This window comes from Bacillus sp. CR71, assembly GCF_003429245.1.
GTDB lineage: Bacteria > Bacillota > Bacilli > Bacillales > Bacillaceae_G > Bacillus_A > Bacillus_A thuringiensis_S.
Genome location: NZ_CP031748.1, coordinates 2,947,260 through 2,959,995, shown reverse-complemented (window position 1 = coordinate 2,959,995; position 12,736 = coordinate 2,947,260). Strand labels below are relative to the sequence as shown.

Sequence of the window (12,736 nt, the reverse complement as noted above, 5' to 3'; positions counted from 1 at the left end):
TGGGGGAATAATATGACAATTTATGTTGCACTACTAAGAGGAATCAATGTCGGTGGACATAAAGTAATCAAAATGGCTGATTTAAAACGATTGTTTGAATCAATAGAATTAAAACATGTGAAAACATATATACAAAGTGGTAATATCGTGTTCGAATCTGAGGAAGGTATAAACTTTCTAAAGGACCGAATACAATCTGAAATGAAAAATGAATTTGATTTCGATGTTCCAGTCATGCTAAGAACACATGATGAATTTATAAATATTATTAAACAATGTCCGTATGAAGTTCATTCATTGTTAGAAGGAGAAAGTGTTCATGTTGCTTTTTTAGCTAATGTACTTTCTGAAGAAGAGAGTAGTCAATTGCTTACATTTAAAAGTGAACTTGAAGATTGCTATATAGATGAGAAGGTTGCTTATTTGTTTTTCAAAAATAGCATTCGAAATTCTAAATTAATGAACCAGTTTCAGAAGTTACATACACCAGCTACAGTTAGGAATTGGCGGACTGTGAATAAATTAAAAGCAATTGTAGAGAGTATGTAAATATAAAAAGATGAGGTTTTCTACATGTAGAAAACCTCATCTTTTTACTTATATTGTTTTGCAACTATGAGTTCGACAATAGGATAAATAAAGAATGAAGAGCAAATTGCGATGAACAGAGGGAGGTTTTTAACGCCATCTAAATTAGCCCCCATAGAAAATCCTTCGGAGAAGATTAATAAAAGGAACATTATAACTACAAGCACAAAATACGCAATTTTAAAGCTTTTATATGTAATTTGTTGGCCCATTTCATCTTGACTTTCTTCTGATACACCGTGGGGATCTCCCCAAGTAATGTGATTAATTAAATTACTAAGTATTAACGAAATAGCAAAAATCGTACTACCCAAAATAGAACCTTCAGTGATGTATTTATATGTGCCATGTACTATTATTGCAATTAATGCTAAAACAATGATGATAAAAATAGTTTTTTTAGTATTCAATAAATAATTGCCCCCCTCGATTGTAAAAAACTCTTTACAAATATAAGTATAAAATTGGAAAAGTATCATGTCAAATACTTTTTACATAAAATATGTAAGTATGCAATATTTTGGTTTTATGATAAATAAAAAATTACAATACATTTGAATGTAAAAGAATGGGCTCGCATATATTTGGAAGGGATGTCAGATTAATTTAGGGGGTAGTTATGTCTATACTTTTAAAAGCTGGTGCAGATGCAGGAAACAACGGTTTGAAGTTAATGGTGAAAGGGCAAGACCCTATTTTTATTCCGAGTATTTATTCTTTATATATAGGTGAGCCTACAGGACTCTTAGATGAGGTAGATGTTTCATTATCTGAATTAGAAAACCACATTGATGTGACTATAAGTTCGCCATCGTTAATGCTAAATAATGTACGATACATCGTTGGAGAAAAAGTCATTCAAGATCAATTAAAAGGTACTGAGGTAGAGAAGAAATCGAATAAGTCAACGGATGAGTTAATGGTTATTACAATACTATCAGGTTTGGCGGTAAGCGCTATGCGTCAAAGTCCAACTTCTAGCCATATTAATATTCGTTATGATTTATCTGTCGCTCTTCCTATGCAGCTTATTACACAAGAAATAGCTGCTGAAAATGCAAAACGTTATATGGGAAATCATAAGGTTATTTTCCATTATCCGAACGGACGCGATGTGACAATTAATGTTTCAATTGAGTTTTGTAAATGCCTGCCTGAGGGCGCATCTGGGACGTGGGGCATTGTATACGATGAAGAAGGAAATGTTGTGAAACATAAAATAGAATGTGAGCCGAATCAAGTTTCTGAAATTGATTTTGTAGATAAGACTCTACTCTCTTTTGATATTGGTGCAGGGACGACAGAAGAAGTTGTTTCATTAGGGGTAAATTTCCGTCCGCAACTAAGTAAAGGTTTATCTTATGGTGTAAAAGAGACGTTATTACAAATTATCACGAGATGGAACCGAAAGTATCCAACTAAGACGGTTGATAGTATTACAGAATTCAATCAAATTTATTTAAATGATAAGCATCCGAGAAATACCTTATTAGTTGAGGAATCACAGCCGGCACTATTAGGTTTAGCAGCTCGTGTTGCAACAGATATTATAAATAAAATTGATGATATGAAAGACGATCCATACGTGTTTATTTATGGCGGTGGTGCAGTAATTATTAAAAACAGTTTAAAAATGATTTTAAAGCAAAAAGGACGACTCAAAAATGTAATCTTTGTAGATAATCCGTTATTTACCAATGCACGAGGATTATTAGTCTATACTTGTTCGCCAAAATATAGAGAGCATAAGCAAAAAGAGTTAGGATTTACAAACTTAACGATAAGTTAGTTGGTGGAAGTATGCGATCTAGGCGATATAAACGTGGTGATCGAGTAAAAATCAATATTCATAAATCGGTATCACCTGAAATGCTTGCGTGGCTGAATAAACAATCAAATCCAACTAATTTCTTCTTTTTTGCTGCGCAGCAACTATTTAAACAAGTAGGAGATATTGACGTTTCTAAAGCTTTACCAAGCAGCCATGTTTTCTCATTATATGTGGAGCCTTCATCCTTATTAAAAGTTGAAGTAAACCCTTTTAAAAACATGACACTAGAAACAAATACATCCACCGAAAATGCAAAAAAAAAATTATGGGAATCTGTTGATCAATTAGATTGTCCATTTTTTTAAACATAGAAAAATATAAGAAGTCCCATCACTATACATACGAATACAGTGATGGGTTTTTGTTTGTAAATAGAAGGGGCACAATATAATTTGTGCCCCTTTTGTTAATTATTTGTTTGTCTAAATTTCAGATGTATGTTTAGAAACAGCAGTAATTATGTTTTCCCAGTCATCTGGATGGTTTTCATGGCCTGCCCCTTTAAGAGTTAATAGTACTGAGTTTGGAATTTCATCAATTAGTGCGAGGCCATGTTCGAATGGGAGTGCTGTATCATCTGTTCCGTGAATAACCAATGTAGGTGCTTGTATGGAGTGAAGTACACCTTCATATGCATCATCACCTTGAAGTAAAGCATGATTAAACATACTTAATAAATTATTTGCGCGTTCTATTTCTTGTTTTACTTGTGTATAAACTCTATTTTCATCAAATATTCGTTCTGATCCACATAATAGACGAGATCCTGAAACTAAATACTCTGCCACATCGTTTTTATTTGTCCAATCTATACTTGTGCCATTTACATGATGTGTTAAAATTCTTTCATCCATTGGAGGTAAATCGCGAGTATTGTCATCAGATCCTATTACACTAGTCGCTAGTAAAGTTAGCGTCAAAATTCTTTCGGGATGTTTTATAGCGGCAATTTGAGCAATCATACCACCTAATGACATACCAAATAGGTGAGCTTTATCAATATGATAAGCATCTAGTACTCCAATTGCATCTTCAGCCATATCTGTTACTGTATAATTGGAAGTTCTAGGTTCGTAGGCAACAGAGCGTCCAACATCACGGTTATCAAAGCGAATAACAAATTTCCCCGTACTAGCCAACAGCTCACAAAACTCTTCGTCCCAATAAACCATGGAACATGTAGCGCCCATAATTAATAAAATAGCAGGGTTCTTAGGGTTCCCAAAGCTTTCTGTACATATATCAATTCCGTTTATTTTAAATATCTTTTCACTCATATAGTTAGCCTCATTTCTTTTGAATTTAATTAATAAAACAGTTTTGGATGATTCTAAGATGTGTGTAAGATTCTTTTTGAAATTCATCCCGCTATTTGCCGGGCAGTAAGAGCCCGATTGGTGAGGAATGATTAAAGTTTTACTTTATAATGCTTTTTGCATAATTACCCCCAAAAATAAGTATATGGTAATTCAAGGCAAAAAATTTTGAGAAATAATTGTATGTTATTAAAATAAACAGCAAGGAGGAGAGGAAATGAAAGCAATTGTTATTGATCGATATGGCAGTGTTGAAGAATTGAAAGAAAGACAAGTTTTAAAATCGGTTGTTAAGAATAACGAAAAAGCTCAACAATAAATAATAGCCCATACTACACATTGTCATTTTCGGGTATTATTTATTGTTGGCTATTGTGTTATTACTTCTAACAAATACTGTTTCGTATTGTATCATGTAATTTCTCTAATCCAATTGCCATATCTTTCTCGTTTAACATTGAATAGCTAATTCTTAATTGGTTATCATTTGTTTCGTAGTTTAATAGACAAGCTGTTCCTGGTAAAAAAGAGACATCTACTTCATTTGCTTTTTGTAATAAGGTAAAGGGATCTATCGAATCAGGCAGTTTCACCCATAAATTAAAACCGCCATTTGGTATCTCAAAGTTTAGTCCTTTTAATGGCGATAGTATATCAATTGTTAAATCACGTCTCATCTGTAAAGCTGTACGTAATTTTTCTAAATGATTTTTCATACGTTCCGCACGTAAGAAAGGTAGAAGTGCCTTCTGTGTTAATAAAGGACTACCGATATCCATGGAACCTTTCACTGCATATAGCCATTCAAAAATAGGACCATCGGCAAAAAGTGCTGCGATACGGAGTCCTGGTGCTAACGTTTTACTAAATCCTTTTATATATATCACGTGGCCATCCTTATCAAAACTTTTGATTGGTGGTGGGACTATAGCACCTTCAAAATATATTTCTCCGAAAGAATCATCTTCAATGATAAAAAATTGATATAGCTCCGCTAGTTCTATAAGTTCCATTCTTCGTTCTTTACTCATTACTGTACCTGTCGGGTTCTGGAAGGTGGGATTTGTATACAATAAAACAGGATTTTTACTTTGACAAATATCATCAATTAAGTCGGAGCGAACTCCATGATTATCAAGAGAAATAGGAATGATTTGAACACCTTTATTGATGAAAACGTCAAGCGCAGCACTGTAACATGGACTTTCTACTAATACGATATCTCCAGGTTTTAATAATGTTTGAGCAATTAAATCAATTCCTTGTTGTGCTCCGCTTGTAATTAATAATTGAGATGGGTCCGTCACTAATTTCTGGTGTTCATTTAAGTAATTTGCTATTTCAACTCGCAGTTCATAATCGCCTTGAACTGGCCCATAAGTTGCTAACAACATCGGATTTTTATCTAGCAATTTATGCATTTCGTCTGCCAAAAATGGATTTGGTAACAGACGAGGATACAGAATTGCTTGTGAAAAATCATAATATTTACGGTGCTTATTCATTGCATATTGAGAACGCATAACATTAATAGATCTTGATTGTTGCCATTTATACGGTATCGGTTTGAAATCTTTCTTTACACGTTTATATATGTAAGCACCTTTTCCTTGTTCGATGCGTATATACCCTTTCGTTTCTAACTGTTTATACGCTTTACGAACAGTTAATACATTGATTTGTAAATCTGTGGCCATACAACGTAAAGAAGGAAGGGATTCACCATGTGAAAGCATACCACTTTGTACTCTTTCAACAATTTGCATATATATTTGCTTGTAATACGGTATGTTTGATTCTTTACGCAATACAATCTTCATAGTTTCACCTATTTTTCTTTTTAATTTAATTAAAGCGAAAAATATATAGGGAATCAACTACAACTTGAAGTAACTGTTATATGTATTGATACACTGTTATACACCATACCCTCTATACTCATTTTAAGAGTAAAAAGGAGGAAGAAAAATGGTCATTTTTAATTACATTTTAGTATGTATTATTTTCGGGACAACATTTTTAACAATAAAAATTGGAATTGAAGCAGGGGCGCCACCGTTGTTTTCAGCAGGAATTCGATTCTTTTTAGCGGGCATAATCCTTATGATTATTTTTAAATTAAAGCGAAAAGAAATTATGCCACATATATTTTCAAAACGTATTATGTATGCTGGATTTTGTTTAACATTTATGACATTCGCAAGTTTATATTGGTCAGAACAATATATTTCTTCGGGATTAGCTGCTGTTCTTTCTGCTACGGGACCAATGATGATTTTATTAATACAAGCAAAGAGGAATAGGGAGAAATTACAAAAGGAGCAACTCGTTGCTTTAGTTATCGCACTAATAGGTGTTATATTTGTTTCTTTACCAGGAATGCATCAACAAGTAAGTTTCATATGGAGTATTGCTTGTATTGTTTTAGTTATAGGAGAGTTATTTTACGGAATAGGCTCTATTCGTTCGAAAGAAATACTTTCAGATTTATCAAATGTATCACCATTTCTTATTAACGGTATTCAAATGTTTTATGGAGGGATTTTACTACTAATCGCATCTATTATTGTAGAACAACCAAATGTAACTGTATTAACTTCATGGAGTGTACAATGGCCTATTTTATATCTCATATTTATCGGATCGATCGGTGGACACGGACTATATTACTGGCTCTTATCAAAAACAAATCCAGTATTTCCATCGACGTGGTTATATGTATCACCATTAATTGCAATAATTGTGGGATATATCATTTTAGGAGAACCTTTAAATCCTATAATGGGAATGGGGGCTTGTTTTATATTGATTGGTGTATTTTTAGCCAATCGTTCTACACTACGGACTTATTTCAAAAAAGGGCGGTTATTAGAGAAGGAGATGTAGTTTAATAAAGCAACAGCCCTGTATATTACAGGACTGATACAATAAAAAACACAGTTGGTTATTTTTCCAACTGTGTTTTTTATAATTAATTCACTTTTTTAATAAAACCTTTATAATGACGTTTTACAAGCTGGCTTTCTAACGTCTTCATAGTTTCTAGTGCTACACCGACAATGATAAGTAAGCTTGTACCACCAATTTGGGCAGAAGGTGGTAACGTAGCAATTTTCGTGAATACGAGCGGTAATATAGAAATTGCACCTAAGAAAATTGCACCGATAAATGTTAAACGGTATAAAATTTTAGTTACATATTGTTCAGTTGCTTTACCAGGACGAATACCAGGAACATATCCATTTTGCTTTTTCAAATTCTCAGCCATTTGTTCAGGATTTACTTGAATAAATGCGTAGAAGTATGTGAAAGCAACGATAAGACCGACATAAAGTGTCATTCCAATTGGATGTGCGAAATCAAGATTTGCAACTAACCATTTTGATATGCTTGAATCAGGGAAGAGCTGCGCAATTGTACGCGGCGTCATTAAAAATGCAGAAGCAAAGATAACTGGTATAACACCAGCACTATTTACTTTAAGAGGTAAATGAGTGTTTTTTGCTCCTTGATATTGATTGTTTCCTGAAACAGCTTTTGCATATTGTATCGGTATTTTACGTACAGCTTGTTGAATGTAAATAACGCCAACAACTATCGCTAAAATTACGAGTCCAATTAAAACAATTTTTATTATGTGCATGAATAGCTGATCGCCAGCATTTTGGAATTGTTGTAAATAAATTTGATTTGCAACATTTGGAATCGCGGCAACGAGACCTGCGAAGATAATCATCGAAATACCATTACCAACTCCGTTAGCGGTAATTTGTTCGCCTAACCAAAGTAAAAATGCAGTACCTGCAGTTAAAACTGTCGCAATAAATAAGTATGTAGTCCAGCTTTGATCTGTTATTAATTGTCCACCAGCTATATTATTAAAGCCATAAGACATTCCGATGGCCTGTATGAATGCGAGAATGATTGTAAAGTATCGAGTGAATTGAGCTGATTTCTTACGGCCCATTTCTCCTTGCTTTGCCCATTCCGAAAATTTAGGTATAACATCCATTTGAAGTAATTGTACTATGATAGAAGCTGTAATATATGGTGTAATACCTACAGCAAAGATTGAGAAGTGTTGCAGTGCTCCTCCACCAAATACGTTTAACATACCTAGAACGTTAGCTTGATCTTGTACTTTTAATACCTCTGCGTTAGTATGAGGAACTGGAATAAACGTGCCAATTCGAAAAACGATTAACATCGCTAGTGTAAAAAGGATTTTCCTTCTTATCTCAGCTACTCTCATGAAATTTGAAATCGTACGAAACATTATGTCGCCTCCTATATTTTTATCAGTAAAAAACTGATTATTATACCCTATGAAGTAACCACAAACCTCCTTCCGCACTAAATTCATTTGACAAATGGATTTTCATACACTTTGTAGTTTTCACGGATATAAAAATATAAGGTGTCATATAAGCGACCTATACACTTTTCGTAATCATTCAATACCCATAATATATCGAATAAATTCACAAATGTACATACATACGCATGAAAAATGAATAAATAGGGTCATTTTTTACATTTATTTAATGATAAATTGATAGGACATTATTATTCACGATTGTTATACATGTTATAAAAATAAAGGCGAGCCACTATGATTTATAGCTTATATTCATTCAAATGTGTCAGCTAATAGTGTCTCCCAATCTTTAAATGATAATTTATTAGTTATATGTTTTAGTGCATTAGGTACAACAATATGACAAATAAGTTCTAAGCTATTACCATCTGGATCAATAAAATAAACAGATGCATTACCTTGATGTGGACGGACAAAGGGTTCAATAGATTCATTACTTCCAAACGGAACGGTTTTAATTTGAAGTGAGTGTAACCAATGTAATGATTCTTTTAAATCCTCATATGAAACTCTAAATGCAATATGACGTAAAGAAGGATGATATTTTGTTTCGTATTCAGAGCCCGCCCATAATCCTAGCCAACTTTTCCCATCCTCAATCCAAAAGAATGCTGTTGACTCATCGCTCCAGGCTAACTTCAATCCTAGTTTTTCATAAAATTCGATAGATTGTTGTAAATTACTCACTGGTAAATGTGCTTCGTATATTCCTTTAATCAATTAAAATCCTCCACCTTTTTATTTCCTTACAATTAATATATCGATTTAAAAAGAATGTAAAATCAAATAAAAGTATGAAAGTACATACTACTTTAGTAGTAGTAATCAATTATATTACAATTGAAATTTATCCCCCGCTGATTAAAGGTTCACTTTATATGATTAGAGAATTCTTTTAATTTAAGAAGGAATAAATGTTAAAAAAAGCTAATTAAACAGTGTACGTATTTATAGGGGAGAAGATGTAAATGAAAGTTGTTATAAAAAAATTACCACCATTAGAAGTAGCGTATATAAGACGAACTGGTAGCTACTTTGAACCGCAAAATCACTGGGGAAAGTTACTGAACTGGTCAATTGAAAATAACCTTTATCCACCAGAGCAATCATTTATCGGAATATCATTAGATAATCCTGAACTCGTTGCAAGTCATAAGTGCCGGCATGATGCATGTGTTACGATTCCTGAAAACTTCGATAAAGAAAAGTATCATGATGTGCAATTTAAAAGATTAGATGGAGGTACATATGGTCTATACCAGTTCTATGGTGAACCTCATAAATTAAGTGAAGCGTATCAATACATGTATGCAGAGTGGCTACCAAATAGTGAGTATGATGCAGATTATGATAGAGATAATTTAGAGTTTTGCTTAAATAATGTTCCTGAGGATTTAGAAGGAAAGTTAAAGGTTGATTTATTTGTGGCTTTAAAATGAAATTGGAATAGTAGTGAAAGAAAATCTTTTTTCGAAGATAATATTTCTAGCGTAGGAATTTAAGTATGTAGGTTGCAATGAAAGGAGAATCCACATGGATACATTTGTAAATAACAAGTTTTATGAAACGAGATATCAATTAGTTGAGGAAATTAATTTGTTGAGTGATGCTCAATTTAATAGGAAACCAGATAAGGATAAATGGAGTATTGCACAAGTTTGTCATCATTTAGTTTTATTAGATGAAAGAGTGATAACAGTTATTTCCTCAGGGTTAAAAAAGTTAGATAGTACCCAAAATGAGCGTAAAGAAATTCACACTATTTTATTAGATAGAACGAAAAAGTTTATAGCTCCAGAAATGATTGAACCAAGTATAGAACCATTTGAAGTGGAGCAAATGCTCAATATGCTAAACGAATCAAGAAAAGAATTGATGCGTTTTCTGAGTACAATAGAAGATGAATCTAAATTAGTAAAAAAATCAGTGATGCATCCAGCTCTTGGAGAATTATTTCTTGATCAGTGGATAGAATTAATCTATTTGCATGAACAGCGTCATATAGAACAAATCAAAGAGATAAAATTGCTTTGTGAAATTGAAAAGTAAAAATCATTCCCTGTTTATTGATGCGTATTATAAACAGGGGAAACGATTGATTCATATTGATTCAGAAGAAAACAAAAATAGAATGAAATTAGTTGAAAGTAACCAATAAGCTTAAGAAAATATAAAACTATCCGATTTTCTGTATAAGTATAACCCCGTCTTAAATGAAGAGCGGGGTTATTTTTTTTGAAAGTGTTTTTATTTAGAAGGAAATAAATCAGCAACGAAATTCAAAAAATTAATCATCATAACATATTGTATATGCACGTTTTAATAAATTGAAATGATAATGAATGATATATCCTTATTTTGAAAGTACACTTCACACCCTTAAGGAAGGGGTATTCTGTCAGGAAACGATAAAATACAATTCTGTTAGGGGATGTATGCAATTTATTCTCTTTATTTTTGCAACAGAACCACCTTCAAAATTATCTTTTGTAGTTGAAGTTTCCCGAATAATAAGTTACATTTTTAAAGTTCAAACAACTTTACGAAAGTACAAAAAGGGGAGAAATATTATTATTATGCAAAAAATGAAATGGAAGAACTATGTATGTTACTTTGTAATTCTATTACTGCTCGGAACAGCAGTAATAGTCAAACCACCTATCTCTAAGGCTGAGGAATCTGAAGTTAATATTACATTGTTAGGTACTGCAGATATTCATGGCAGATTTATGCCTTGGGATTATGCGCTTGATGGAGCAAATATAAGTGGAAGTTTGACGCAGCTTTATACGGTTATAAAGAAGGTCCGTCAAGAAAATCAAAATACCATATTAGTAGATGCCGGGGATACAATTCAAGGAAACTCAGTAGAATTATTCAACGATAAGCCACAATCGCCAATGATGGTAGCGATGAATACAATGGGATATGACGCCTGGGCATTTGGAAATCATGAATTCAACTTTGGATTAGATACATTGAAAAAAGTTAGTGAGCAATATAAGGGAAAAACGTTAGCAGGAAATATTTATAAGGAAAATGGAGAGCGCTTTCTTCCTGCATATACAATTGTAGAAAAAGGTGGAATTAAAGTTGGGATTATTGGTATGAATACACCAATGATTAGTGATTTTGAAAAAGGGACAGATCACTTAAATGGTTTAGTGGTGAAAAATCCGGTAGAAGAGACGAAAAAGGCAATTAAGGAATTAGAAGGTAAAGTAGATGTAATGGTAGGAGTTATGCATATGGGATTAGAAAATGAGAATGGTATCCCTGGTACTGGTGTTCAAGATATTGCAAATGCTTGTCCGGAACTAAGCGCTATTTTTGCGGCTCACATGCATAAACTTGTAAAAAAAGAAGTTGTAAATGGCGTAATTATTACAGAGCCAGATAAATATGGAACACATATTTCACGTATTGACCTTACTTTTACAAAGCAAGATGGGAAGTTGGTTTTAAAAGATAAAACTGCTACCGCTATACCTGTAAAAAATGCTGATGGAACAACGATAATATCTGATCCTACACTTGAAGAAACACTAACACCTTTTCACGAATATGCGAGAAGAGATGCAAATGTTGTAGTCGCTCAATTAAAGGGTAGAAATCTTGTTCCTGAAAATGAAATAAAGGGTATCCCAAGTGTTCAGATTCAAGAAACACCTTTATCAGATTTCTTTCATGAAGTCATGCTCTACTACAGTAAAGCAGATGTAGTAGCCCATCAAATTGATAATGATTATGCCCGTTTGGATACAGGTCCTATTAAGAAAAAAGATATTGCGTATAATTACCAATATGCCTTGGGAGAAATTACAGTATATAAGATTTCTGGAAAAGATTTAAAAGACTATATGGAATGGGCAGCAGGATATTTTAACTCATCTCGTGCCGGAGATGTAACCGTTAGCTTTGATAAAACCCGCCGTGCATCTAAATACAGTACGAACGATTTCTTTGGAGGCGTAAAATACGAAATTGACTTAACAAAACCATACGGAAGTAGAATTACAAATTTACGCTCTATTCGTACAAACAAACCAATCAAAATGAGCGATGTTATGACGCTGGGAATGAATGCATATAGAATGGAGGCTCTTCAGGCAAAAGGAGGAGCTTTAGAGGGGCGTAAGTTTGAACAAATTTGGTCATCTAAACAAGAGAATGCATTTGGAGAAACAGGTGGAACCATTCGTAACCTTGCTATTACATATTTAAAAGAGGTAAAGAACGGTGTATACACACCAAAAGTTATGCGTAATTGGAAAATTACTGGTGTAGATTTACATTCTTCAGAGCATAAGGCTGTAGTTGATCTTGTGAATAAAGGGATTTTAGAAATTCCAAAAACAGAAGACGGAAAATACACAAATATAGCATCTATAAATACGAAAGATTCAATTACAAAAGAAGAGATTGTAGCACTCTCACAAAAAGCAAATATTAATCCAAATCAGTTTAAGCATATAAAAACGAAAGGTGAATTTTACAAAAAACTTAGTAGGATTACTAAAAAAATATAAATTATAAGGTTTCTTATAGTAATTGTTATTTTAATAGCATTAAACCCACTCTTACAATAGTAAAGAGTGGGTTTTTATGTTGTTATTTAGATGT

At 33.0% G+C, this 12,736-nt stretch carries 12 protein-coding genes; 7 read left to right on the top strand and 5 right to left on the bottom strand.

Going from position 1 to position 12,736, the window contains the following annotated elements:
• The first annotated feature begins 12 nt into the window (after window positions 1–12).
• Window positions 13–549, top strand: coding sequence for a DUF1697 domain-containing protein (locus DOS87_RS14725; protein WP_000158574.1), 537 nt, complete (start codon window positions 13–15; stop codon window positions 547–549).
• Between the two features lie 44 nt (window positions 550–593).
• On the opposite strand, the gene DOS87_RS14720 is transcribed toward DOS87_RS14725, so the two are convergent.
• Complete coding sequence (locus tag DOS87_RS14720) at window positions 594–998, bottom strand: hypothetical protein (RefSeq protein WP_001093136.1); 405 nt, start codon at window positions 996–998, stop codon at window positions 594–596.
• A 209-nt stretch (window positions 999–1,207) separates the two neighbouring features.
• Here DOS87_RS14720 and DOS87_RS14715 point away from each other — a divergent pair, with 209 nt between their 5' ends.
• Together DOS87_RS14715 and DOS87_RS14710 are read left to right on the top strand one after the other, a co-directional pair.
• On the top strand, window positions 1,208–2,377 hold the full coding sequence (locus tag DOS87_RS14715; RefSeq protein WP_098577951.1) for a ParM/StbA family protein: 1,170 nt from the start codon (window positions 1,208–1,210) through the stop codon (window positions 2,375–2,377).
• Between the two features lie 11 nt (window positions 2,378–2,388).
• Window positions 2,389–2,724 (top strand): hypothetical protein, encoded by a 336-nt coding sequence (locus tag DOS87_RS14710; RefSeq protein WP_001257762.1) that lies wholly within the window; start codon window positions 2,389–2,391, stop codon window positions 2,722–2,724.
• Between the two features lie 117 nt (window positions 2,725–2,841).
• Here DOS87_RS14710 and DOS87_RS14705 read toward each other — a convergent pair whose 3' ends face one another.
• The gene (locus DOS87_RS14705) at window positions 2,842–3,696 is read right to left on the bottom strand and encodes a BCA family alpha/beta fold macrolide esterase (RefSeq protein WP_001290768.1); all 855 of its coding nucleotides are present in this window, start codon (window positions 3,694–3,696) and stop codon (window positions 2,842–2,844) included.
• Window positions 3,697–4,121: 425 nt separating this feature from the next.
• Window positions 4,122–5,555, bottom strand: coding sequence for a MocR-like pyridoxine biosynthesis transcription factor PdxR (locus tag DOS87_RS14700; protein WP_000706774.1), 1,434 nt, complete (start codon window positions 5,553–5,555; stop codon window positions 4,122–4,124).
• Window positions 5,556–5,703: 148 nt separating this feature from the next.
• Between DOS87_RS14700 and DOS87_RS14695 the strand changes: the two genes are divergently transcribed.
• Window positions 5,704–6,621 carry a DMT family transporter gene (locus DOS87_RS14695; RefSeq protein WP_000234335.1) on the top strand — a complete coding sequence of 306 codons (918 nt, stop codon included), beginning with the start codon at window positions 5,704–5,706 and terminating at the stop codon, window positions 6,619–6,621.
• Between the two features lie 85 nt (window positions 6,622–6,706).
• Here the strand turns inward: DOS87_RS14695 and secY are convergent, their stop codons facing one another.
• Window positions 6,707–8,011: a preprotein translocase subunit SecY gene (gene secY / locus DOS87_RS14690; protein WP_000490132.1), complete on the bottom strand. Its 1,305-nt coding sequence runs from the start codon at window positions 8,009–8,011 to the stop codon at window positions 6,707–6,709.
• Window positions 8,012–8,365: 354 nt separating this feature from the next.
• Window positions 8,366–8,833 (bottom strand): VOC family protein, encoded by a 468-nt coding sequence (locus tag DOS87_RS14685; protein ID WP_000589638.1) that lies wholly within the window; start codon window positions 8,831–8,833, stop codon window positions 8,366–8,368.
• A 248-nt stretch (window positions 8,834–9,081) separates the two neighbouring features.
• Between DOS87_RS14685 and DOS87_RS14680 the strand changes: the two genes are divergently transcribed.
• From DOS87_RS14680 to DOS87_RS14670, 3 genes are all read left to right on the top strand, one after another.
• Window positions 9,082–9,552, top strand: coding sequence for an AraC family transcriptional regulator (locus DOS87_RS14680; RefSeq protein ID WP_000869618.1), 471 nt, complete (start codon window positions 9,082–9,084; stop codon window positions 9,550–9,552).
• Between the two features lie 94 nt (window positions 9,553–9,646).
• Window positions 9,647–10,162 (top strand): DinB family protein, encoded by a 516-nt coding sequence (locus DOS87_RS14675; RefSeq protein WP_000379383.1) that lies wholly within the window; start codon window positions 9,647–9,649, stop codon window positions 10,160–10,162.
• A 527-nt stretch (window positions 10,163–10,689) separates the two neighbouring features.
• Window positions 10,690–12,642: a bifunctional metallophosphatase/5'-nucleotidase gene (locus DOS87_RS14670; protein ID WP_098577953.1), complete on the top strand. Its 1,953-nt coding sequence runs from the start codon at window positions 10,690–10,692 to the stop codon at window positions 12,640–12,642.
• The last annotated feature ends 94 nt before the right edge of the window (window positions 12,643–12,736 follow it).